Genomic DNA, 23,064 nt, shown 5'->3' with positions numbered 1-23,064 from the left:
CACTACTTCTGGTTGAGGTGCTGGGTAGTTAAGTAACCGCGCTTCATGCGGGCGATCAAGTTACTGCGCAAATACGCCGCAAGGAGCCACTCCATGCCAAAGATGATGAAGATCGCGGCGATGGACCAGTGCGCCATGAAGCCAAGGATAAGGCCCAATAGCTGTGCCCACACGATGACGGTCAGCGCCCACTTCTTATTCATAAACGCGATCATGCCCAGGTGGAATATCAGGGCACCTATGACCACGCCGTAGTTAAACGGCGTCCACAGCGTGCCGTCATACAGCTTGTACAACAGTGGCAGCGCCAATACGAGCGTGATCGACTCCATGATGAGCGAGCTGGCGATGACCATGCCATTAAAGCTCTTGAGCGGATCCTTGACGGGATCCTGCCCCAAGCCCAATGGGCCGATTTCATTATCCGCGACTTCATCACCGCGGCGCGGCGGCCGAGGCGGACGATGCGGGCGGGACCTAGGATTGGGGCTGGTCATGCGGGCTCCTTTCCAAACATCGCGCGGGCTTCGCCGGCGGTAACCACCGAACCGGTAATGACAATACCGGAGCCGGATTGCACCTCGGATTCCTCGGCTAGCTCCACGGCTTGCGCGTAGGCGCCGGGCAGATCATCGGCCACATAGACGCGTTCTTCGCCATAAATATCGCGGGCCGTTTCCGCCAGTTCATAGGCATCGAGCGCGCGCGGCGAGGAGTTCTGGGAGATGACTACCTCGCTCAAATACGGCTCCAGCGCGGCGAGGATGCCCTGGGCATCCTTATCACCAAAGATGGAGACCACGCCGATAAGCCGGGCGAAATCGAAGTCGCGGTCGAGCGCCGCGCCGAGTGCCTTGGCGCCGTGGGGATTGTGGGCGGCATCGATAAACGTCGTGGGCGAGGTGCGCACGCGCTCGAGGCGGCCGGGGGAAATCGTCTTGGCAAAACCGTTGCGCACAGAGGCAATATCCAATGGATGCCCGGAAGAGGCACCGAAGAAGGCTTCCACCGCGGCAAGGGCAACGGCCGCATTCTTGGCCTGGTGCTCGCCGTGCAGCGGCAAGAAAATATCCTCGTACATGCCGCCGAGGCCCTGGATATTGACCTGCTGGCCACCGACCGCGATGCGGGATTCTAAGGCCGCGAACTCCGCTCCGGAGCGCGCCACGCCGGCATCCATATCCACCGCGCGCTGCAGGATGACCTGCATGGCCTCGGGGTCTTGCTCGGCGATGATGGCGATGTTTTCATTCGGTGTCAGCGGGTTTTCGGCATCGGCGCGGCGCTTGATGATGCCCGCCTTCTCCCCCGCAATCTCCCGAATATCGCTGCCCAGGTAATCCGTGTGGTCCAGGCCCACTGGGGTAATTACGGAGACGTCCGCATTGACCACGTTCGTGGCATCCCACGACCCGCCGAGGCCGACCTCGACGACGGCGACGTCAACGGGGGCATCGGCAAACGCTGCATAGGACAGGCCCACTAGGACCTCGAACTTGGACATGGGAACGTCTGAGTGCGCATCCACCATCTCCACATACGGCTTGATTTCGTGCCACAGGCGCACGTAGTCGCGCGGGTGGATGGGCCGACCATCGATGCCGATGCGCTCGGTAACCCGCTGCAGGTGCGGGCTGGTGACCAGACCCACGCGGCGGTGGAAGGAACGCAGCAGCGAATCGACCATGCGGGCGGTAGAAGACTTGCCATTGGTGCCCGCAATGTGGATGACGTCAAAGGACTGCTCGGGGTGGCCCAGCAAATCCATGAGCATCTCGATGCGCTCCAGGGTGGGCTCGATCTTGGTCTCCGGCCAGCGCTGGTTGAGCTCGTCTTCCACCTCGCCGAGCGCCTGCAGCTCCTCCGGGGATACCTCTTGGGGCGCGGCGTCGTTATATTCTTCGTCCTCGCCCATGCCAAGGTTCAGGGTCAGTCCGGATTCCGTAATCTCCACTGGGGTGCCATCGGTGCCCTCCTTGAGAGCGCCGACGATTTCAAAATCGTCCTCTCCCCCGGCGGCCTCGCCGTTCCCTTTGGGATCGTGATTGAAGCGCTGATCTGTCACTACTTAAGGCCCTCCAAACGGCTGGTAATGCGCTCGACTTCCTCGCGCGCGATGTCTTGGCGCGCCCGAATCTTATTGACCACGTCTTCCGGCGCCTTGGCCAGGAAGTTTTCATTGCCCAACTTCTTGCCGGTCTGCTCCAATTCCTTATTGGCCTTGGCCAGATCCTTTTCCAGGCGCTTGCGCTCTGCTTCGACGTCGACTGCGCCGTGAGTATCCAGCGTGACCTCCACGGTGGCCTGGGACAGGCGCACTTCGATGGAGGCCGAGGGGTTAAAGTCCTCGCCCGGCGCGGTGGTATTGGCCAGGTTGCGGACCAATTCCTCTTGGCCCTGCAGATCTGCCGCGGCGAAATCGAGGCGGCCAGGCACCTTCTGTGAGGGCTTAACGCCCTGATCGGAACGGAAGCGGCGCAGCTCGGTGATGAGCTTATCGGCATCGTCGATGCGGCGGGCGGCCACCGCGTCCTTGGTGGCGCCGCCGTTGGTATCGGCCACCGTGGGCCATGGGGCGATGACGATGGATTCCCCGCCGGTCAATGCCTTCCACAGCACCTCAGTCACATACGGCATGGTGGGGTGCAAAAGGCGCAGCACCACGTCGATGACGCGGCCCAGGACGATCTGGGTATTGCGGCCTTCTACCGTTTCACCATCGCGCGGGATCTGCGTCTTGGCAATCTCCAGGTACCAGTCACAGAGCTCATCCCAGGTGAAGTGGTAAAGCAGCTCGTTGGCCTTGGCAAATTGATAATCGTCCAAGTAGGCATCGACCTGGCTGCGCACTTCTTCGGCGCGGTCGAGGATCCAGCGGTCGGCATCGGAAAGCTCCGTGCGGCTAGGCAAAGGTGCCACGCCGGCGCCATTCATCAGCGCAAACTTGGTGGCATTAAAGAGCTTGGTGGCGAAGTTACGCGATGCCGCGGCGGCGTCAGAGCCCAGCGGTAAGTCCACGCCCGGGTTGGCGCCGCGGGCCAGGGTAAAGCGCAGCGCATCGGCGCCGTAATCGCGCACCCAATCCATCGGGTCAATGCCATTACCCAGGGATTTAGACATCTTGCGGCCCTGCTCATCGCGCACGAGGCCGTGCAGGTAGAGGTCCTTGAAAGGAATCTGCGGGCGGCCATCGGTGCCCTTACCCAAAAGCTCTGGGGTCTTGGTGCCGGCGAAGGTGCCGAACATCATCATGCGCGCGACCCAGAAGAACAAGATGTCATAGGCAGTAACCAGCACATTGGTGGGATAGAACTTCTCCAAATCCGGGGTCTTATCGGGCCAGCCCAGGGTGGAAAATGGCCACAGCGCGGAAGAGAACCAGGTATCGAGGACATCCGGATCCTGCTCGTAGCCTGCCGGCGGCTCCTCATCGGGGCCGACGCACACGATGTCGCGTTCGACCTCGCCGGACTCGTTCGTGCGCTCCGGGCCGTACCAAATGGGAATGCGGTGGCCCCACCACAGCTGGCGGGAGATGCACCAATCGTGCATGTCATCGACCCACTCAAAATAGCGCGGCTCCAGCGCCTGCGGGTGCAAGACGGTATCGCCCTCACGCACAGCATCGCCAGAAGCCTTCGCCATTTGCGCGACATCGACGAACCACTGCAGCGATAGGCGCGGCTCGATGGGCTCGCCGGAGCGCTCCGAGTGGCCCACGGAGTGGACATAGGGACGGATTTCTTTGACGATGCGCCCCTGCTCCCGCAGCGCCTCCCGGATTTCCACGCGCGCTTCTTCGCGCGTCATGCCATCAAAACGGGTACCGGTATGCGCGATGTGGCCGGTGGTATCCATGACCGTCGGCATATCCAAGTCGTGGCGGGTTCCCATGGCGTAGTCATTGGGATCGTGGGCCGGGGTGATCTTTACCGCACCGGTACCAAAATCCATGTCCACGTAATCATCGGCGATGATCTTCAACTTCAGGTCATCGCGGAAGGGGTGATCCAATTCTTGGCCCACGAGGTGGGCGTAGCGCTCATCGTCGGGGTGGACGGCAATGGCGACATCGCCAAGCATGGTTTCCACACGGGTAGTGGCAACAATAAGGTGCGGCTCGTCGTCATTGAGCGAGCCATAGCGGATCGAGACCAGTTCGCCCTCGACGTCTTTGTAGACGACCTCGATATCGGAGACGGCGGTCTCCAGCACCGGCGACCAATTGACCAGGCGATTAGCCCGGTAAATCATGCCCTCATCGTAGAGGTTCTTAAAGATGGTCTGCACCGCGCGCGACAGGCCATCATCCAGGGTAAAGCGCTCGCGGGTCCAGTCCACGGAGTCACCAATGGCGCGCATCTGGTTCTGGATGGTGCCGCCGTATTGCTCTTTCCATTCCCAGACCTTGCCGATGAACTCCTCGCGCTCATAATCCCAGCGCTTTTTACCCTCGGTCTCCTTGAGCTTGGCCTCGACCTTGGTCTGGGTGGCAATGCCCGCGTGATCCGCACCAGGCAACCACAAAGTGGAATAGCCCTGCATGCGCTTGCGGCGAATGATGGAGTCAATCAGCGTGTGGTCTAAAGCGTGGCCCATGTGCAGCTGGCCAGTCACATTCGGCGGCGGCAGCACAATGGAAAAGCCCTCCGCCTCCGAATTCGCATCCGGGGTGAAGTAGCCGCGGTCGACCCAACCTTCATAGAGGTCTTTTTCTACCGCCTGCGGCTCCCAGGACTTGGGCAGAGAATCGGCGCGATTGGTACCAACTAATTGCTCATCATTTTGCTCAGTCACCCGCCCGATTCTACCCGGTACGTCAACCACGCAGCATATTCGCCCACCACCAGTTTGCGGTGATGGGCGGAAGTGCTAAACGGTGCCCCTCCTTAAAGGAGGTCTGCTACGGCCTCGCGTTCCTGGCGCAGCTCGTCTACGGAAGCGGCGATGCGTTCCTTCTGGAAATCGCTCAGCTCCAAGCCTTGAACGATTTCCCACTTGCCATCGCGGCAGATGGTGGGAAAGCCGCAGATGAGGCCCTCATCAACGCCGTAGGATCCATCCGAAGGCACGGCGGCGGTGCGCCAGTCCTCGGTGCCGTGAACCCAATCGTGCATGTGATCCACGGCGGCAGACGCTGCCGACGCAGCCGACGAGCTGCCGCGCACCTCAATAATCTCCGCACCGCGCTTAGCCACCTTGGGGATCATCTCCTCGCGGTACCACTGCTCATCTACCTCCGCGTTGGAGAAGGCGATATCCGGGAACTGGGTTGCGGAGTGGTTGCCCCAAACTGCAATCTTGGAAAAGTCCTTGGTGGCCTTGCCCGTCTTGGCCGCCAGCTGGCCCAAGGTGCGGTTATGGTCCAAGCGCATGAGCGCGTTGAACTGGGAATTATCCAGATCCGGCGCGCTATGCGCGGCAATCAGCGCGTTGGTATTGGCTGGGTTGCCCACCACCAGCACGCGAACATCGCGCGCCGCATAGTCATTGATGGCCTTGCCCTGCTCAGTAAAGATGGCGCCGTTGGCCTCGAGCAGGTCAGCGCGCTCCATGCCCTTGCTGCGCGGGCGGGAGCCGACGAGGAATGCGGCAGAGGCATCCTCGAAGGCGACCTTGAGGTCATCGGTCACCGTAATCGAGTTAACCAGCGGCAGGGCGGAATCGCGCAGCTCCATGGCCACGCCCTCGGCCTTTTCTACTACCGCTGGGATTTCCAACAGAGCAAGGTCTACCGGGGTGTCCTTGCCAAATACGTCGCCCGCGGCAATCCGCCACAGCAGCGAGTAGGCGATATTTCCGGCGGCGCCGGTAACGGTAACTTTTACTGGCTGGGTCATGCTCATTCCTCCTCATATGTCGTGGAGTTGTAAGCGCCCCTCATGCACGCCACCCTCCACGGGATGTATCCACCCCCGAGCTTAGCGCTATACGGAGGTAACGTGTTGTGAAATTTATCCCCCTCTTTCGGAGGGAAAACGCCGCCAAATTTCCGGATATTACCCCCGTTTACCTCCAAATTAACGCCCCCAATGGGCACATTCCTCCCGCGGGGTGGGGCTAATCGGGCATGATGGAAGCGGCACAGACCCCACTGGGGAGCGCGCTCGCAGGGATGCATTCACTGCCTGTGAGCTGCTGCACGGTGGCCAACCACTGCTGCATCGAACCAGCATGAGGCCGACCGTGCAGTTCCCGAGACACTACCCACTATCGCCACATCGGCGCCGCGAAGCAGAGATAGGACACATGCTATGAGCACTGAGCACACCGAACCGCTGCACGCTGCGGAGCAGGCGGAGGACTCCGACGCTCACGCTGCGGATTCCATCAGCACCGATGCCGTGGTGGATATCGCCATTTCCCAGTTTTCCGCGTTGGGTTTTTCTGAAACCAAGCTGGATACCATCGCCGCGGAATCCGGCATGTCCAAGCGCATGATTCACTACCACTTTGGCGATAAGCAGGGCCTGTACTTGAGCGCTTTAAGCACCGCCGCCGAGCGCCTCCGCCCCGACGAAGAGGATCTGGAGCTCGATTCCGCCGTCCCAGTCGAAGGCGTGCGCAAGCTGGTGGACTGGATCTTCTGGCGGTACGTCAACCACCCCGAAGCCATTCGCATGATGACCTGGGAAACCGCGCAGTCTATCGTGGGTTCTTCTACCCATCCCGTCGCAGATTTCAGCGGCGTCGCCCTTCACCTAGACCGCCTGCTGATGTTGGGCCAAGACGCCGGCGCCTTCCGCCCGGGCATTTCCACCAACGATATTTTCACCATCATCGCCTCGCTCACCTCGTACCGCGTGACCAACCGGGCAATGATGGACAACCTCTTAGGCGTGGATATGTCCAGCCAGGCAAATATCGACGGCCTGCACAGGCTTACCGTCGATACCGTGCTGGCGTTCCTCACCGCCAATATCCCCGATTCCGGCCACGAGTCTTATTTAGTGTCTTCCGATGCCGACGAGGGCGATGAGGCCTCCCCGCAAGATATCTACGGCGAGGCATAAAAGTAAGGGCACCGGCTGCTTGCCGATGCCCCCTTTCTTCCTACCGCAGCCTTTCTCTCACTACGCCGATTCCTTCGCCTCATCCTTGTAAGTGAAGTCGGGCTCTGCGCCCTGGGTGACGCAGTCTGCGGTGATGTGCACGGCGGAAATATCTTCTCTGTCTGGCAGCTCAAACATCACTGGAACGAGCAGCTCTTCCAGGATCGCGCGCAGGCCGCGCGCGCCGGTTTTGCGCTCGAGGGCGAGCTCAGCGATAGCATCCAGCGCCCCGTCCTCCATGTGCAGCTCGCAGTCATCCATCTCAAATAGGCGGCTGTACTGCTTGAGTAGCGAGTTCTTGGGCTCAGTAAGCACCTTGACCAGGGCCTCGCGGTCCAAGTTATCCACCGTCGCCACCACGGGCAGGCGGCCGATAAATTCTGGGATCAAGCCGAACTTCACGAGGTCTTCCGGGCGCACCTGGGAGAATAGGTCCACCTTTTCCCGCTCGTCTTCGGTGCCCAGCTTCGCGCCAAAGCCAACGCCCTTCTTGCCCACGCGATCCGCGATCACCTGGTCGAGGCCCGCAAACGCGCCAGCGACAATGAAGAGGATATTGGAGGTATCTAGCTGGATAAATTCCTGGTTCGGGTGCTTGCGCCCGCCCTGTGGCGGGATGGCGGCCACGGTTCCCTCCAGGATCTTCAGCAGCGCCTGCTGCACGCCCTCGCCGGAGACATCGCGGGTAATGGATGGGTTTTCAGACTTGCGGGAAATCTTATCCACCTCGTCGACGTAGATGATGCCGCGCTGGGCACGCTCCACGTCAAAGTCCGCTGCCTGCAGCAGCTTCAAGAGGATATTTTCTACGTCTTCGCCCACATAACCGGCCTCGGTCAAGCTGGTGGCATCCGCGATGGCGAAAGGCACATCCAGCAGGCGCGCCAAGGTTTGCGCCAGGTAGGTCTTACCGGAACCGGTAGGCCCCAGCATCAAAATATTGGACTTAGAGATCTCTACCTCTTCGCCCTCGGCCTTCTTCCGGCGCGCATCCAACGCGGCGGATTCTTCGGCCTTAATGCGCTTGTAGTGGTTATACACCGCTACCGACAGCACGCGCTTGGCCTTGTCCTGGCCAATGACGTACTTATCCAAAAAGGAAGAAATCTGCGAAGGCTTGGGCAGGCGCACCTCCGCCTCGGAAGACTCCTCGGCCTGCTCGTGGCCGAGCTCCTCTTCAATAATCTCATTGCAGAGCTCGATGCACTCATCGCAGATGTAGACCCCGCCACCGGCAATGAGCTTTTTCACCTGCTTTTGGCTCTTTCCGCAGAAGGAACACTTCAGGAGATCAGCGCTTTCTTGCATACGTGCCATTCAGTACTTTCACACTCGCTCTTGTTTACCGCTTTTAAAAGTGGGGCGGAAGGCTCGCTCACTTCCATCCCCGCGGTTGGTTGTTCAAAAATCTACCTTAGTAAATCAACCCGACACGGCTCCTATTCATTCCCTCCGCGTGGCGAAATTCGCAAATCTTTATCCGCTCACACCACTAAACTTGGATGTGGATCCTCCACTACCTCCACCACCGCCGAAGGAGCCATTTCATGTTTGACCTCACCCACCGTACCGCGATTGTCACGGGCGGTGCTGCTGGCATCGGCAAGGGCATCGTTGCCTCCCTGCGCGAAGCCGGCGCCAACGTCATCATCGCCGATATTGATGCCGACAAGGCCGAGGCCACCGCCGCGGAGCTCGGTGCCACCGCCTACCCTGTCGATGTCACCGATAGGGGCTCCATTAAAGAACTGTTTGCCAAGGCCCACGCCGCGCACGGCGCAATCGATATCGTCTGTTCCAATGCCGGGGTCTTTCCCAACTGCCCGCTGGAAGAGATGACGGATAAGCAGTGGGAAACCATGTTTGAAATCAATACCCACGGTACCTTCAAGGTCGTGCAAGAAGCCCTGCCGTATATGAAGGAACGCGGCTACGGGCGCATCGTCATCACCACCTCCATTACCGGTTCCCACACTGGCTTTCCCGGCTGGGCGCATTACGGCGCCTCCAAGGCAGCCCAACAGGGCTTTATCCGCTCCGCTGCTTTGGAAATCGCCCGTGATGGCATCACTATCAACGGCGTTTTGCCCGGAAATATCCTCACCGAAGGCCTCGAAGCACAGGGCCAGGAGTACCTCGATGAGATGACGCGCTCCATTCCGCTGCACCGGCTTGGCAGCCCCCGCGATATTGGCAACGCGGCGGCGTTCCTCGCTTCCACCGAGGCCGGATATATCACCGGTCAAACGCTCATTATTGACGGCGGTCAGCTCTTGCCCGAAACCCCCGAAGCCATCCTGCCGCCGCGCTCCTAGCTTCCGGTCACCCAGCTGGCGCTTGACGATGCCCAGCCCTAAGACACAGATAACCCCGCTGGCACCGTTATGGTGCGTGGCGGGGTTATCTAGTACGGCTCTTATTGCAGCCAGTCAAAGTCGAGCAAGAATGCCTCGACATCGAGCATTTCCAGCTCATCTGGCGCGTGGCCAACAACGAATGCGAAGGACTCAGCGACGTCCTTGGTCGTCGCGGGGGTAAGCCCCGCGTCAACGAGATTTTCCGCTACGCGGGCAGAAACCGGTGCCTGAGACACGGCATCCAAACCCGTACCCGTGGTGGAGTCCTTGAACATATCGCTAATGCCACCAATGAAGGTCCGCATCGTGTTCATCTCTCTCACCTCTCAATGTTGCTCTGTTGATAGGTACAAATATACTTGGTACTTACCCACTAAGCAACCCCTAAGCCACTTAAAGTTAATCTATTGTTAACTTTAAGTGGCTGTGAGGCATATTGCATGGTCACGGGCTTGCTATATAGTCCGCGGGTTACTCTTAAAGGTCGCCAAATGGTGCGAAACCAAAGTAGTGGTCCAGGGAATCGCGCGCGATCCACGCGATTGCCACCACGATAACGACACCCAATACGGCATAAACGGTCCAACCCAACAGCTTCATTTGGCGGCTAGCGGGAGTATCTCCTACCACCACACCATTGTCATCCCGAATGGGATCACCCGTCATGGAACGCATACCCAAGGCGAAGAGCAGTGGAATACCGGCGCCGAAGACAAGGGCTAGGCCGGCGACGCGGAGTATAGATTCGAAGATTTCTGCAACAGTCATGTTCTAGCGCTCCTCTTGTGGAGTAGATGAGGTGGAGTCGTTGTCCCCGTTGACCGCCGCTACTGGGGTCATGCCCCCTGAAGCTGCGACAGACTCTTTCGCACCAACGCGTGGCTCCAAGGACGAATCCACGGACTCAGCGTTCTCATCCCAGTCATTATTAACGTTGGATGCATCAACTGGGTTCATACGGGAGCGGATGACGATGAGCGCCGTCATGGCCAAAAGTAGAACGAAGTCCACGATAGCGCCGGTTGCCACATTGGTAGCGGAAGAGACGCCGTGCGCCAGCCACCACGACGCGAAGCCAACGAAGGCAGCACAGGGCAGCGTAATGAGCCAAGCGGCCACCATGCGCATCGCCACGCCCCAGCGCACTTCCGCGCCGCGGCGGCCCAAACCAGTACCAAGGATAGATCCGGTGGACACGTGGGTCGTAGACAGAGCCATACCACCGGCTGAGGAAGTCAAGATGATGGCCGCGGACGTAGCCTCGGCTGCCATACCTTGCGGGGATTCGATCTCCACCAAGCCCTTACCCAGGGTGCGGATAACGCGCCAGCCACCGGACAAGGTACCGGCCGCAATGGCAATCGCACAGCCGAAGATGACCCAGGTTGGAATGCGAGCATCGGCAGCCGCGTGGCCCGAAGCCACGAGCGCGAGGAAGATAACGCCCATGGTCTTCTGAGCGTCACCGGCACCGTGTGCCAGCGATACCAAGCAGGCGGTCACAATCTGGCCATGGCGGAAGTGCTCGTTCTTTTCCTTATTTGGAATGGTGTTGGTCACCCAATAAACGAGGAAGGTGGCGCAGGCGGACACCAACGCGGCGATAATCGGGGACGCCACCGCCGGAATGATGATCTTGGCCATAATAGAGGTCCACTCCACTCCCCCAGTGCCCATCGCTGCAAAGCCTGCACCGATAAGGCCGCCGAAAAGGGCGTGGGAAGAGCTGGACGGCAGCCCGAGCAACCAGGTGAAAAGGTTCCACAGAATACCGCCGATAAGGCCAGTAAAGACCACCATCAACAGGGCCTGGCCGTCCGAGTCAGCGGCTGCACCCGAAAGGTCATAGGAATCGAGGTTGACGATTCCTTTGGCCACCGTTGCCGCGACATTCACGGACAAGAATGCGCCAACGAGGTTAAGTACGGCAGAAATCGCCACCGCAGTAAATGGCTTCAACGCGCCAGTAGCAATGGAGGTTGCCATCGCATTGGCGGTGTCGTGAAAACCATTGGTGAAGTCGAAGGCTAAGGCGGTAAACACCACAATGCCCAAGATAATCAGAGTCGCTGTCACAGCATTGGCCCCTTGTAAGCAATTAACAAATGAGAAGAAAGTGCAATTACGGCGCCGTCACGCGTCGCGTACGAAGTGCAGCGTACTCCGCAATAATAAGCTGAGCCAATAGTGTTTCTAAGAAGTAAACTGCACTTTGCCTAGTGTTAACTTTCCGCACCTACCTCCGCGTTAGTCGCTTGTCGAAAATATACGGTTTACCAGCAATTTTTAGGAAACCTAATCTATTTTCTGCCTTTAATACCGTGGCAGAAAACACTAAGAGAGGTGCGCCGGCTTAACACCAACGCACCTCTCGAAATACAGGCTTTAGTTTCCCTTTTTAGCGGAAGGTAGCAAACTTCTTGACCACCCAGCGGCTCAGCACGAGCAGAACGATGCCCAGTGCGATGGAGACGACACCCAAGGAAATAAAGAAGGTGTTTTCTGCACCCGCATCCTCTGGGTTGTAGAAGCTAGCCAGCGAACCGGCAAGCGCGGTACCCATGGCCACGGCCATCATCCACACGGCCATCATGCGCGACGGGAACGCCTCTGGCGCCACCTTGGTGGCCAGGGAGTTACCCACTGGTGACAGCATCAGCTCACCCATGGTGAACAGGAAGAGGATCCAGATAATGACATACATTGGCGTGGAGTTTGCGCCCGAGCCAGAGAACGGCAGGAAGAAAAGAGCGAAATACCGATGATGATATTGGCCACGCCGAACTTCACCGGCGTGGACCACTGACGGTCACCAAGCTTCGTCCACATAGCTGCGAAGATTGCAGAGAAGATAACGATGAAAATCGGGTTAATGGACTGCACCAATGACGGCGGGATCTCGATACCAAAGATGTGGCGGTCTAGGCGCACATCGGCGTAAATGGTCATCACGGTGAATTGCTGCTGGAAGATACCGAAGAACAGCACACCGGAGATGAACATCGGAATAAAGCCCAAGAGGCGGTTCTTTTCTTTCCGGCTCACCAAATCAGAGGTGTACATCTGAATCCAGAAGTAGACGGCGGCGATCAGGGCAACAGCAGTGACGATATTGGACAGCCACTCCACCTTGATGATTCCGGTACCCAGGCCGATGACCATGACGAGGATGGCGACGACAATCGCACCAAGGCCCATCAGGCGCTGCTTGGAGTCCGCCGGGTTCGGAATGTCATGGCCGGCATCCTTAATGGTGGTCTTACGCATGGCGGTGTACTGGATAAGGCCTAGCGCCATACCGACGGCAGCGATGCCGAAGCCCCAGTGGAAGCCCTTCCAGCCCCACATTGCGGTGGTAAGAAGCGGACCAAAGAGGGCACCAATATTAACGCCCATATAAAAGACGGAAAAGCCGCCGTCACGGCGAGGATCGTCGCGACTATACAGCGAGCCCAGCACCACCGAAGCGGTGGTCTTCACACCACCGGAACCAACGGCGATGAGGATCAGGCCGATAGCCAGGCCTGTTACGGCAGGGATGAAGGCCAAGACGAGGTGTCCAGCCATCACCATGACTGCAGAGTAGAACAGGGTGCGTTCCGCACCGAGGATGCGGTCAGCTACCAACGATGCCAGCAGGCACGCCATGTACACCAAACCGCCGTAGGCACCGACGATCGACGTCGCATCGCCGCGGTCGAGGCCCAAGCCGCCATCGGTAGTTGCGTAGTACATGTACAGCAGCACGATGGACTGCATGCCGTAGAAGCTGAATCGCTCCCACATTTCCACACCGAACAGGTTAGCCAGCCCCCACGGGTGGCCGAAAAATGTACGCTCCCCGCTCGAAGCAGCGGGTGCGGAGGTTCGATCCTCCGCCTCTGGTTCCTTATTTGTCATAACATAATACGACCACTCAGAGGCCTAATTCACAAATCGGCCATTATACGTGAAACATCGCACTATATTAATCTGCCTAACGACCTGCAGATATTTCTCTGAAAGATTCACCCCGTTTGGGGTAGATGTTCGCCCTCCGTTGCTCCCCTGACATACCCCTCATAGGAATATACTGCAGTCACTTATGCGCAAATAATAAAAGCCCTGCGAGCGCTCCTCTCGAAGCGGCCTCGCAGGGCCTCCACTGATGGATTCAGTCCATCAGGACCGTATTAAGAATTGAGCTTGCGGTACTCAAAGACGGTATCGATGATTCCGTATTCCACGGCATCTTCCGCGGTCAGGATCTTATCGCGGTCGGTGTCGATGCGGATTTGCTCGGCCGTACGGCCGGTGTGCTCCGCCAGGGTGTTTTCCATCAAGGTGCGCATACGCTCAATCTCTGCGGCCTGGATTTCCAAGTCCGAGACCTGACCCTGGGTGCCCTGGGTTGCAGGCTGGTGGATCAATACGCGGGAGTTCGGCAGCGCCGCACGCTTGCCCGGAGCACCAGCAGCCAACAGCACTGCGGCAGCAGAAGCCGCCTGGCCCAGGCACACGGTCTGCACATCAGGACGCACGTAGCGCATGGTGTCATAAATTGCCATCAAGGCAGTAAAGGAACCACCAGGCGAGTTGATGTACATGGTGATATCACGGTCTGGGTCCTGGCTCTCAAGAACCAGCAACTGGGCCATGATGTCATTGGCAGAGGTGTCATCGACCTGGGTGCCCAAGAAGATGATGCGCTCTTCAAAGAGCTTGGAGTACGGGTTGGTTTCCTTCGTCCCCTGAGCGGACTGCTCAATAAAGGAAGGCAGTACGTAACGGGAACTTGGCATCTGCGACTTATTCATAATGATTTTCTCCTTATTCCCTAGTTGCTCAGTGGGCCGTTCACGGACTCGATAACGTGGTCAACAATGCCGTAGTCCTTGGCTTGCTGCGCAGTCATCCAGCGGTCGCGGTCAGAGTCCTTGGTGATCTGCTCGAAGGTTTGGCCGGTGTGCTCTGCAATGAGCTCAGCCATCTCGCGCTTGGTCTGGGCGAATTGCTCCGCTTGGATGGCGATATCGGCAGCGGTACCGCCCACACCAGCGGAAGGCTGGTGCATCATGATGCGAGCGTGCGGCAGCGCATAGCGCTTGCCCTTCGTACCACCGGAAAGCAGGAACTGACCCATGGAAGCAGCCAAGCCCATGCCGTAGGTGGAGATATCGCAGGGCGAGTACTTCATCGTGTCATAAATGGCCATGCCCGCGGTCACGGAGCCACCCGGGGAGTTGATGTAGAGCGAAATATCGCGCGTGGGATCCTCTGCGGAAAGCAGCAGGATCTGTGCGCACAACTTATTGGCAATTTCATCGTCTACCTGGGTGCCCAAAAAGATAATGCGCTCGTGCAACAGACGCTCGTAGACGCTGTCACCCAAGTTCAGGCCGGAGCCTGCCGGGGTGGTCATCTGAAGCTGGTCAGATTTCTTAGACATTCGAAAAGTCTCCTTGAGGACGGTTAATCTCTAATGCCACCACACTACTTAATGTGGCGATAATTGTGGGGTCTGTTCGCTATCAGCGTTTGCACCGATCTTTGTCTGCGTTTTCGACCCGGCGATGAGAAAAGCCCAGCCAGACTTCCTCGTGTATGCGAGGAGTCAAGCTGGGCTTTAAGAAGAGGATTTACTCCGCGTCGGTAGCTTCGTTTTCGTCTTCTTCTACTTCACCGAAGTACTGCTCAACGTCAACGTCGTTGCCCTCTTCATCCTTGACGGTGGTGCGGCAAATGGCGGCAGCCAGTGCCTTGCCGCGGCGTACGTCAGAGAACAGGTTGGCAATCTGGCCGTTGGACTGCAGCTGCTGGATGAACTGGTTCGGGTCCATGCCGTAGGACTGAGCGGTAAACAGGATGTGATCCGAGAGTTCCTGCTGGGAAACTTCCGGCTCTTCCTTTTCTGCCACAGCATCCAAGAAGATCTGCGTGCGCACGGACTCTTCAGCCTGCTCGCGGGTCTGCTTATCAAACTCTTCGCGGGAGGTGCCTTGCGCCTCGAGCAGCTGTGCCAGTGCTTTCTCATCGTGTGCCAGCTGGCCCAGGATCTGGTGCAGCTGGGCGTGAGCCTGCTCGTCGACGACGGACTGAGGCAGTTCAAAGTCGACATCGGCAAGCGCAGCCTTCAAAACCTCATCGCGGATCTGGCCAGCCTGCTCCGCCTTCTTGGACTCCTCGACCTCGGTCTTGGTAGATTCGCGCAGCTCTTCGATAGTGTCGTACTCGGAGGCCATCTGGGCGAACTCATCGTCCATGTCCGGCAGCTTGCGCTCCTTCGTCTGCTGCACGTGGACCTTGAAGGTAGCCTCTTCGTCCTTGTGCTCACCGGACTGAATGGTGGAGGTGAACTCGTTATCCTCGCCGGTCTTCATGCCACGCAGTGCGGTGTCCAGACCCTTGATGAGGTTGTCATCACCGATGGAGTAGGACAGACCTTCGGTGGAAGCATCCTCGATCTTCTCACCGTCTACCTCGGCGGTGATGTCGATGATGGCGTAGTCACCGGTCTTCATCTTGCGCTTGGTGTCCTTCAGCTCACCGAAGCGCTCTGCGAGATCCTCGAGGGCCTTGTCCACGTCTTCTTCGCCGGCCTTGATGGCGGGGACGGTGATGGAGATTTCAGAGAAGTCCGGAACCTCGAACTCAGGGCGAACATCAACCTCGGCGGTGAATTCGACGAAGTCCTTGTCCTCGATCTTGGAAATATCCACGTCCGGCTGGCCGATGACCTTCAGGTCTTCCGACTGAACAGCCTGCTCGTAGCGGGAAGGCAGCATGTCATTGACGACCTGCTCCAGAATTGGGCCGCGACCGAAGCGAGCGTCGATCAGCTGGCGCGGGGCCTTGCCCTTACGGAAACCTGGAATAGAAACTTGCTGCGCGATTGCCGCGTAAGCTTGATCGATTTCCTGGTCTAGCTCCGCAAACGGAACGTTGACGGTGAGCTTAACGCGGGTATCGCTCAGCTTGTCTACGGTGGTCTTCACGAGTGAATCTCCCTGGCTTCATTGTTTTTCTACGTACATAAAAATTAAAGGGGGTCTGAAAAACCTTATTAGGGCATTTTCAGACCCCCATACGTCGGGGCGACAGGATTTGAACCTGCGACCCCCTGCTCCCAAAGCAGGTGCGCTACCAAACTGCGCCACGCCCCGTATGTAGGCCACCAAGTTGCCTTGGCTGCGTTGCATACCTGAGACAGTCTAGCGTGTTGGATTTAAATCTCCTAAATCAGCCCCTTGTTAATGGCGTATACGCAGGTTAGCGGTATAATTTCTGGCAGCTTGACTTAGAAATCGAAATCAAACATGCCGTCAAAGAATCCGCCGCCATCGCCGTCAGATAATCCGTCGAAGAATCCGCCATCATCACCGGCGTCTCCCCCTCCGGCATCGCCGCCCATATCCCCGGCATCTCCTGCATCTCCTGCATCGCCGGCATCGGCTCCGTCCATGCCGTCGCCCCCCTCGGCACCGCCCCAATCGCCGCTTTCTGCGGCGGCTGTGGAATAGCCCACGCCGGACATACCGGCAAACATGGCGTTAAACATCATGGAATAATTCATCATCCACACGCCCGTTTGCAGGGCATCTGCCCACCAAGGGCGGGAGTACCAGCCGGCCGGGACAGGGCGGCCGGCCACGGTTCCGCCTGGGTAATAGTTCGGGGTTTCCTCGGAGGCGTATGGTGAGGCAGTCAGCTGCTCGCCATTGGCATCCACCGTGCGTTTTTCGGTGACCTTACCGGCGGCGCGCTGCCCCTCCAGCGGCGGCAATTCCGGCCCCGGGTTCATGTCCATAATCTCGCGGGCAGCATTGACGTAATGCATACCCTCAAGCGCCGATTCGCGGGCCAAGTTGGCCTGCTTGACCGTGGTGGCCTGCGAAATTGCGGAATTGGCCGCGGTAAAGCGCTCCGATGCATCCGCCATTGCCTGCTGCGAGGCGGTATCCGTGCCGGAGATCTGCATGACCTGACCGCCCAGGCGCTCAATCCAGCGACGCGCATCCGCTTGGGCATCCGCTAACTGCTGCGCCTCTCGCTCCTCCCGGTTCTTTTTTGAGCTGCGCGAGGATAGATACCACGCGCCACCACCGAGTACGACTACAAGAAGTAGGAGTTCCACAACAATCATCGCTTTCTTTGCCGGAATTGGTTCTACCTATTTTAACGGCCCATCCACTGCGTGTGTTCCCTATTTTCGTTTTAGGGCGCACATACGCTAAAGTAGCCGACAGCGTTCAAGGTAACGCTGTGGGAATGTCGTATAGTGGCTAATACCTCAGCCTTCCAAGCTGAAGACGCGGGTTCGATTCCCGTCATTCCCTCGCTTTAACCCACCTTGCGGTGGGTTTTTCCATATCTACAGCTTGGAATTCCTCTGCCCTAACGAGGCACTGCTTGCCGATGCCCCTCCTCCATCCCGCTCCCCGGCTCCCCGCTAAGTGCGGTCATAAATACATCACATTGGGGCGGTGGCCAGATAAGCGTAATCTGGTGTGCATGACCGTACCTAATATTACTTTGAACGATGGAAATACTATCCCTCAACTGGGCTTTGGTGTCTTCCAGATGGACCCGGAAAAGACCGAGGAATACGTAGCTGAGGCTCTGCGCGTGGGCTACCGCCACATCGATACCGCAGCCATTTACGGCAATGAAGAAGGCGTAGGCAAGGCCATCGCCAACTCCGGCATCCCGCGCGAGGAGCTTTTCATTACCACCAAGCTGTGGAATGACCGCCACACCGATGCCGCTGCGGCGCTGGATGAATCCCTGCAGAAGCTGGGCCTTGACTACGTTGATCTGTACCTCATCCACTGGCCTACCCCGGCTAAGGGCACGTACGTTGAAGCTTGGAAGCAGCTCATTGAACTGCGCAAAGAGGGCAAGGCGAAGTCCATCGGCGTGTCCAACTTTGAGCCGGAGCACTTAGATCAGCTGGAGGCACACACAGACGTTGTCCCCGCGATTAACCAAGTGGAGCTGCACCCTTACCTGCAGCGCTGGCGCGAACTAGATGCGGGCCGCGCACACGGCATCGCCATCGAGGCTTGGGGCCCGCTGGGTCAGGGCAAGAGCGACATCTTGGAGGCACCAGAGGTGACTGAAGCCGCCGAGGCGCACGGCGTTTCCCCGGCACAAGCCATTATTCGCTGGCACCTGCAAAATGGGGTTATCCTCTTCCCCAAGTCCTCGACGCCATCGCGCATCGCAGAAAACTTCGATGTCTTCGGCTTCGAGCTCACGGATGCGGAAATGGCCGCCATTACCTCTTTGGAGGAAGGCGAAGACGGCCGCGGTGGGCTTCACCCCAATGACATGAACGACGCCTAATGCGCTTGGTGTAACCACCACATAGAAACGCCGCGTGGCCTAAAAGGCCCGCGGCGTTCATTTATGTCTATTCACAGATCCCCGCAGTTTTAGCGCGGGTCCTTGGGCAGCTCAGGTGGGATATTGGTGCGCTCGTATTCTGCGAGGATATCGATGCGGCGCTGGTGACGCTCGGCGCGGGACCATTCTTGATCCAAGAAGGCATCCACGATTTCTAGGGCCTCTTCTTGCGAGTGCATGCGCCCGCCGATGCCGATGAGCTGCGCATTATTGTGCTCGCGGGCCAGGCGCGCGGTTTCTGGCGACCATGCCAGCGCGCAGCGCGCGCCCTTGACCTTATTGGCGGCAATCTGCTCGCCATTTCCGGATCCGCCCAACACGATTCCCAGGGAACCGGGATCGTTGACGGTACATAGGGCCGCTTCGATGCAGAATGCGGGGTAGTCATCCTCGGCGTCATAGGTATGAGCACCGCAGTCGATAACGTCATGGCCTTGTTTGGTGAGGTGTTCAGAAAGCAGGTTTTTGGTCTCAAAACCTGCGTGGTCAGCTCCAAGATATACGCGCATATCCCCTACAGTACCGGCACCGCCGCCGTCTAGGCACCACTTTGCATAACCTATTTCGCTCATAGCCCCGCACTGTTAAGCTAAAGCGCAGATTACGTGCTGCACAGAAAGGCGATAAATTGAGCCCTCGCGTCCTCGCACTCTACGGCAGCGCCCTCGTTATCGCGGTCCTGCTATTTGCGGCGAATATTTTCTTAACCAACGAGAACTACCTTGTGCCGCTTATTTATACCGTACTTTTCACAGCCGTCCACCTTGTTCTGGGGCTGTGGTGGCTGAATCAGAGGGTGATTAAGAAAAATCGCCTCGGCGGTTTGGCCGCGGTGATTGGGATCTTATCCCTGCTCACTGCGGCATCATGGGCGACGTGGGTGGCCGCCGCTTGGTCAGAATTCCAGGCTCAGGCGGCCCTGCCCATCATCAATATCGCCGGGGTGCCAGCGTTTTTACTCACGCCGGTGATCGCTGGTTGTTGCCTCGCCGCCGCCGTGCGCCGCAAGCACAGCCAGCAGCGCTCATAATTAGTTCTCTTCTACCTGTGGCATCTCCGTGCGGGAACGCTTGAGCTCGAAGAAGTAAGGGAACTGCGCCAGGCGCACGGAGGCATCGAAAAGCTCACCGGCTTCCTCGCCCTTGGGAACGCGGGTAATAACCGGGCCGAAGAAGGCGGTATCACCCAGCTTGAGAACCGGGGTTCCTACCTCATCGCCCACGGAAGAAATACCGTTGTGGTGGTACTCGCGCAGCTTCTCGTCGTATTCCTCGGTGTGTGCCACTTCCGCAAAGTCTGCGGGGAGGCCAACCTGCTCTAATGCCTGGGCAATGATCCCGTCATAGCCGCCATCGCCCTTCTTGCCGCCGTTGCCCTTGGCGTGAATCAGGGTGCCCATGGCGGTATAAAGCTCATCTACCTTTTCTGGCTGCTCGGTCTTTACCTTGGCGAATACGCGGGCAGGGCCCCAGTTGGCCTCCATCATTTCCATGTATTCGGGATCGAGATCGCGGCCATCGTTAAGCACCGACAGGGACATCGGCTCGAATTCCACCGCAATATCGCGGACCTTTTCTACCTCTTTGATCCAGCGGGACGTTGCCCATGCAAACGGGCAAGAAGCATCGAACCAAAACTTAACTGGGGTAGTCATTATTCCTCCTTGAAATAAGTGCAGTTTGCCCCACCACTGTAAACGCGCTGCTAACCTTGATGCATCACTATTTTCGTTAGCAAAGGAGAATCTAGGCAATGACCTCTGTAAACCTCACGTGGGAGGAAGCAAAAAATCGCTCCCAGATGCTCCAGGTTGACCATTACGATGTCACCTTAGACCTTAAGCATTCCGATACCCACTTCCTGTCCACCACCACGGTGCGTTTTAGCGCCCAGGAGGCCGGTTCTACCTTCATCGATCTGCGCGCGGACAAGCTGCACGAGGTGCGCCTGAACGGAAACCCGCTGCCCACGCAGTCCTATGACCCCACCTACGGCATTCCACTCTCCGGGCTGCAGGTAGCGGACTACACGCTCGAGGTCACCGCGGAGATCCCCTTCTCCCGCACCGGCGAAGGCCTGCACCGCTTCGTGGATCCCGCCGATAACGAGGTCTACCTCTACACCCAGTTTGAAACCGCCGATGCCAAGCGCGTCTTTGCCTGCTTCGACCAGCCGGATCTGAAGGCCACCTACTCCCTGCACTTTAAGGCCCCAGAGGAGTGGACCATTATCACCAATGGCCCGGTCACCCGCGAGGGCGATACCTCCCATTCTGAGATCGACTACCCGCTCTCGACCTACCTGGTTGCTCTGTGTGCCGGCCCGTACCACGAGGTCACCGATACTTGGCGCGGCGAGCTGACCGAGCACCCCGAGGGTAAGCCGGCCCAGCAGCTCGAGGTCCCGCTCGGTATTTACTGCCGCGCCTCGCTGGCTGATTCCCTCGATGCCGAGCGCCTCTTTACTGAGACCAAGCAGGGCTTTGACTTCTACCACCGCAACTTCGGCTTTCCCTACCCCTTTGGCAAGTACGACCAGATTTTCGTCCCCGAGTTCAACGCAGGTGCGATGGAAAACGCCGGGTGCGTGACCATCCGCGATGAATACGTCTTTACCTCGCAGGCCACGCACTACAAGTACGAGCGCCGCGCCGATACCATCCTGCACGAGCTCGCCCACATGTGGTTCGGTGACCTCGTGACCATGCAGTGGTGGAATGACCTGTGGCTCAACGAGTCCTTTGCCACCTGGTCCGCGGCCATCTCGCAGGCGGAAGAAACCGAATACGATACCGCCTGGGTCACCTTCGCCAACGTGGAAAAGTCCTGGGCTTACCAGCAGGATCAGCTGCCTACTACCCACCCCATTTCCACCGATGCCAGCGATATCGAGACCGTGGAGCAAAACTTCGACGGTATTACCTACGCCAAGGGCGCCTCAGTGCTCAAGCAGCTGCAGGCTTATGTCGGCCGCGAGAACTTCCTCGCCGGCGTGCGCCGCCACTTCGCCGCCCACGCGTGGGGCAATGCCACCTTCGACGATCTACTCCGCCACCTCGAGGAGGCATCCGGGCGCGATCTATCCTTCTGGGCGCAGCAGTGGCTCAAGACCACCGGCATCAATACCCTGGCGGTTGCCACGGAGGCCAATGATGACGGCACCATCACCCAGGCGCAACTTGCCCAGCGCGGCGATACCCTGCGTACCCACCGCATTGCAGTGGGTCTGTACGGCACCCAAGACGGCAAGGTCGTGCGCACCGAGCGCCTCGAAATGGACGTGGAAGGGGAAGCCACCGAGATTCCAGAGTTGGTCGGACGGAACCTCAATGACATCGATTTCATCCTGCCCAACGATGACGATCTGACCTACTGCCTCATCGATCTGGATGCGGGATCCCTGCAATTCCTGCTGGATAATATCGAGAAATTCGACGACCCCATGGCGCGCACCCTCTGCTGGTCCACCGCCTGGGAGATGACCCGCGCCGGCACCATGCGCGCCCGCGACTTTATACGATTGGTGGCCCGCGGCATGAAGGCGGAAACCGAGCTCGCCGTCCTCGAGCGCATCGTCTCGCAGGCTTCTACCGCGCTGAAGAACTACGCGGATCCGGCGTGGGCGAAAGACAGCACGATTCTGGCGCAGGCGCTTGTCGATGGCGCTCGGAGCACCGATGCGCAGCGTTCCATCATCTGCACGCAGGCGCTGTCCAGGATCCGGCTGCACCAGCCGGCCCTCGACTACTTGCACGATCTCCTCGCGGATTCCGATGATGCCGGGCTGCGCTGGTCCGCCGTCGCAGCGCTCGCTGCCGCGGGCGCGCTTGCCGATGCCGATGCCGCCATCGCCGCCCAGCTCAAGCGCGATAATTCCGCTACCGGCTACTACTCTTCCCTGCGCGCCCGCGCCGCGATTGCCACTGCGGATAATAAGCGCGCGGTATGGGAAGAAATCGTCGCCGGGGACCTCACCAACCGCGAGCTCACTTCCAAGCTGGAAGGGCTAAACTACCCGCACTCCGATGATCTCTTGCCCACCGCAGAGTTCTTCGAGGTAGCCGAAAAGATCTGGGATTCCCAGTCCTCCGAGGTGGGCCTGACCACCGTTACGGGGCTATTCCCGTCCTGGGATATCACTCAGGACGGCCTCGATCGCGCCGATGCCTTCCTGCAGAAGGATCTGGCGGGTGGCCTGCGCCGCGCGATTACCGAGCAGCGCGACCGCGTGGCCCGCGCCCTGCGCAACCGCGAGGTCGACGCCAACTAGGT

General features: G+C 58.7%; 19 protein-coding genes, 2 tRNA genes and 1 pseudogene. 6 read left to right on the top strand and 16 right to left on the bottom strand.

All coding sequences use genetic code 11. From position 1 onward, the window contains the following. Positions 1-2: 2 nt before the first annotated feature. The 4 genes from HMPREF1257_RS00565 to HMPREF1257_RS00550 form a co-directional block, all read right to left on the bottom strand. A complete protein-coding gene (locus HMPREF1257_RS00565) occupies positions 3-497 on the bottom strand; it encodes a DUF4233 domain-containing protein (RefSeq protein WP_023023554.1) in 495 nt (164 codons plus the stop codon). After that, on the bottom strand, positions 494-2,065 hold the full coding sequence (locus tag HMPREF1257_RS00560) for a folylpolyglutamate synthase/dihydrofolate synthase family protein (protein ID WP_023023557.1): 1,572 nt from the start codon (positions 2,063-2,065) through the stop codon (positions 494-496). Before HMPREF1257_RS00560 ends, HMPREF1257_RS00565 begins: the two co-directional genes overlap by 4 nt. Beyond that, positions 2,065-4,797: a valine--tRNA ligase gene (locus HMPREF1257_RS00555; RefSeq protein ID WP_034659046.1), complete on the bottom strand. Its 2,733-nt coding sequence runs from the start codon at positions 4,795-4,797 to the stop codon at positions 2,065-2,067. Before HMPREF1257_RS00555 ends, HMPREF1257_RS00560 begins: the two co-directional genes overlap by 1 nt. A gap of 92 nt (positions 4,798-4,889) precedes the next feature. Beyond that, a complete protein-coding gene (locus HMPREF1257_RS00550) occupies positions 4,890-5,840 on the bottom strand; it encodes a malate dehydrogenase (RefSeq protein ID WP_023023561.1) in 951 nt (316 codons plus the stop codon). A 414-nt stretch (positions 5,841-6,254) separates the two neighbouring features. Between HMPREF1257_RS00550 and HMPREF1257_RS00540 the strand changes: the two genes are divergently transcribed. Then, positions 6,255-7,013, top strand: a complete 759-nt coding sequence (locus HMPREF1257_RS00540; RefSeq protein WP_023023563.1) for a TetR/AcrR family transcriptional regulator — start codon at positions 6,255-6,257, stop codon at positions 7,011-7,013. A 60-nt stretch (positions 7,014-7,073) separates the two neighbouring features. Here HMPREF1257_RS00540 and clpX read toward each other — a convergent pair whose 3' ends face one another. Beyond that, a complete protein-coding gene (gene clpX / locus HMPREF1257_RS00535) occupies positions 7,074-8,369 on the bottom strand; it encodes an ATP-dependent Clp protease ATP-binding subunit ClpX (protein ID WP_023023565.1) in 1,296 nt (431 codons plus the stop codon). Between the two features lie 230 nt (positions 8,370-8,599). Between clpX and fabG the strand changes: the two genes are divergently transcribed. Then, positions 8,600-9,367: a 3-oxoacyl-ACP reductase FabG gene (gene fabG, locus HMPREF1257_RS00530; protein ID WP_023023567.1), complete on the top strand. Its 768-nt coding sequence runs from the start codon at positions 8,600-8,602 to the stop codon at positions 9,365-9,367. 101 nt (positions 9,368-9,468) lie between these two features. On the opposite strand, the gene HMPREF1257_RS00525 is transcribed toward fabG, so the two are convergent. The 9 genes and pseudogenes from HMPREF1257_RS00525 to HMPREF1257_RS00485 form a co-directional block, all read right to left on the bottom strand. After that, positions 9,469-9,723, bottom strand: a complete 255-nt coding sequence (locus HMPREF1257_RS00525) for a hypothetical protein (protein ID WP_023023569.1) — start codon at positions 9,721-9,723, stop codon at positions 9,469-9,471. A gap of 163 nt (positions 9,724-9,886) precedes the next feature. Continuing rightward, the gene (locus HMPREF1257_RS00520) at positions 9,887-10,177 is read right to left on the bottom strand and encodes a hypothetical protein (protein ID WP_023023571.1); all 291 of its coding nucleotides are present in this window, start codon (positions 10,175-10,177) and stop codon (positions 9,887-9,889) included. Positions 10,178-10,180: 3 nt separating this feature from the next. After that, positions 10,181-11,485, bottom strand: coding sequence for an inorganic phosphate transporter (locus HMPREF1257_RS00515; RefSeq protein WP_023023573.1), 1,305 nt, complete (start codon positions 11,483-11,485; stop codon positions 10,181-10,183). Positions 11,486-11,807: 322 nt separating this feature from the next. Then, positions 11,808-13,309, bottom strand: a pseudogene (locus tag HMPREF1257_RS00510) (peptide MFS transporter). 272 nt (positions 13,310-13,581) lie between these two features. After that, positions 13,582-14,208: an ATP-dependent Clp protease proteolytic subunit gene (locus HMPREF1257_RS00505; protein ID WP_198010484.1), complete on the bottom strand. Its 627-nt coding sequence runs from the start codon at positions 14,206-14,208 to the stop codon at positions 13,582-13,584. 17 nt (positions 14,209-14,225) lie between these two features. Then, positions 14,226-14,837 carry an ATP-dependent Clp protease proteolytic subunit gene (locus tag HMPREF1257_RS00500; RefSeq protein WP_023023580.1) on the bottom strand — a complete coding sequence of 204 codons (612 nt, stop codon included), beginning with the start codon at positions 14,835-14,837 and terminating at the stop codon, positions 14,226-14,228. A gap of 190 nt (positions 14,838-15,027) precedes the next feature. Next, complete coding sequence (gene tig / locus HMPREF1257_RS00495) at positions 15,028-16,383, bottom strand: trigger factor (protein WP_023023582.1); 1,356 nt, start codon at positions 16,381-16,383, stop codon at positions 15,028-15,030. A 94-nt stretch (positions 16,384-16,477) separates the two neighbouring features. Further along, positions 16,478-16,551 (bottom strand) — tRNA-Pro (locus HMPREF1257_RS00490). Positions 16,552-16,685: 134 nt separating this feature from the next. Continuing rightward, positions 16,686-17,531 carry a hypothetical protein gene (locus tag HMPREF1257_RS00485; RefSeq protein ID WP_023023584.1) on the bottom strand — a complete coding sequence of 282 codons (846 nt, stop codon included), beginning with the start codon at positions 17,529-17,531 and terminating at the stop codon, positions 16,686-16,688. 121 nt (positions 17,532-17,652) lie between these two features. On the opposite strand from HMPREF1257_RS00485, the gene HMPREF1257_RS00480 reads away from it, so the two are divergent. Continuing rightward, a tRNA-Gly gene (locus HMPREF1257_RS00480) sits at positions 17,653-17,724 on the top strand. Positions 17,725-17,899: 175 nt separating this feature from the next. Next, a complete protein-coding gene (locus tag HMPREF1257_RS00475) occupies positions 17,900-18,733 on the top strand; it encodes an aldo/keto reductase (RefSeq protein ID WP_198010479.1) in 834 nt (277 codons plus the stop codon). An 89-nt stretch (positions 18,734-18,822) separates the two neighbouring features. On the opposite strand, the gene HMPREF1257_RS00470 is transcribed toward HMPREF1257_RS00475, so the two are convergent. After that, the gene (locus tag HMPREF1257_RS00470; protein ID WP_034659041.1) at positions 18,823-19,302 is read right to left on the bottom strand and encodes a ribose-5-phosphate isomerase; all 480 of its coding nucleotides are present in this window, start codon (positions 19,300-19,302) and stop codon (positions 18,823-18,825) included. Positions 19,303-19,421: 119 nt separating this feature from the next. Here HMPREF1257_RS00470 and HMPREF1257_RS00465 point away from each other — a divergent pair, with 119 nt between their 5' ends. Next, on the top strand, positions 19,422-19,823 hold the full coding sequence (locus tag HMPREF1257_RS00465) for a hypothetical protein (protein WP_023023591.1): 402 nt from the start codon (positions 19,422-19,424) through the stop codon (positions 19,821-19,823). Here the strand turns inward: HMPREF1257_RS00465 and HMPREF1257_RS00460 are convergent, their stop codons facing one another. Beyond that, entirely contained in the window at positions 19,824-20,447 is a 624-nt protein-coding gene (locus HMPREF1257_RS00460) for a hypothetical protein (protein ID WP_023023593.1), read from the bottom strand. It lies immediately after the preceding gene. A 98-nt stretch (positions 20,448-20,545) separates the two neighbouring features. Between HMPREF1257_RS00460 and pepN the strand changes: the two genes are divergently transcribed. Then, positions 20,546-23,062 (top strand): aminopeptidase N, encoded by a 2,517-nt coding sequence (gene pepN / locus HMPREF1257_RS00455; protein WP_023023595.1) that lies wholly within the window; start codon positions 20,546-20,548, stop codon positions 23,060-23,062. Positions 23,063-23,064 lie beyond the last annotated feature (2 nt).

This window comes from Corynebacterium sp. KPL1814 (assembly GCF_000478175.1).
Classification (GTDB): domain Bacteria; phylum Actinomycetota; class Actinomycetes; order Mycobacteriales; family Mycobacteriaceae; genus Corynebacterium.
This window is presented reverse-complemented; position numbering and strand designations above follow the sequence as displayed.

Bases quoted from the DNA above. Each gene is read 5' to 3' on its own strand.
- HMPREF1257_RS00565 (WP_023023554.1), bottom strand. From the start codon at position 497: ATGACCAGCCCCAATCCTAGGTCCCGCCCGCATCGTCCGCCTCGGCCG.
- HMPREF1257_RS00550 (WP_023023561.1), bottom strand. From the start codon at position 5,840: ATGACCCAGCCAGTAAAAGTTACCGTTACCGGCGCCGCCGGAAATATC.
- HMPREF1257_RS00540 (WP_023023563.1), top strand. From the start codon at position 6,255: ATGAGCACTGAGCACACCGAACCGCTGCACGCTGCGGAGCAGGCGGAG.
- clpX (WP_023023565.1), bottom strand. From the start codon at position 8,369: ATGGCACGTATGCAAGAAAGCGCTGATCTCCTGAAGTGTTCCTTCTGC.
- fabG (WP_023023567.1), top strand. From the start codon at position 8,600: ATGTTTGACCTCACCCACCGTACCGCGATTGTCACGGGCGGTGCTGCT.
- HMPREF1257_RS00525 (WP_023023569.1), bottom strand. From the start codon at position 9,723: ATGAACACGATGCGGACCTTCATTGGTGGCATTAGCGATATGTTCAAG.
- HMPREF1257_RS00520 (WP_023023571.1), bottom strand. From the start codon at position 10,177: ATGACTGTTGCAGAAATCTTCGAATCTATACTCCGCGTCGCCGGCCTA.
- HMPREF1257_RS00500 (WP_023023580.1), bottom strand. From the start codon at position 14,837: ATGTCTAAGAAATCTGACCAGCTTCAGATGACCACCCCGGCAGGCTCC.
- HMPREF1257_RS00485 (WP_023023584.1), bottom strand. From the start codon at position 17,531: ATGATTGTTGTGGAACTCCTACTTCTTGTAGTCGTACTCGGTGGTGGC.
- HMPREF1257_RS00475 (WP_198010479.1), top strand. From the start codon at position 17,900: ATGACCGTACCTAATATTACTTTGAACGATGGAAATACTATCCCTCAA.
- HMPREF1257_RS00470 (WP_034659041.1), bottom strand. From the start codon at position 19,302: ATGCGCGTATATCTTGGAGCTGACCACGCAGGTTTTGAGACCAAAAAC.
- HMPREF1257_RS00460 (WP_023023593.1), bottom strand. From the start codon at position 20,447: ATGACTACCCCAGTTAAGTTTTGGTTCGATGCTTCTTGCCCGTTTGCA.
- pepN (WP_023023595.1), top strand. From the start codon at position 20,546: ATGACCTCTGTAAACCTCACGTGGGAGGAAGCAAAAAATCGCTCCCAG.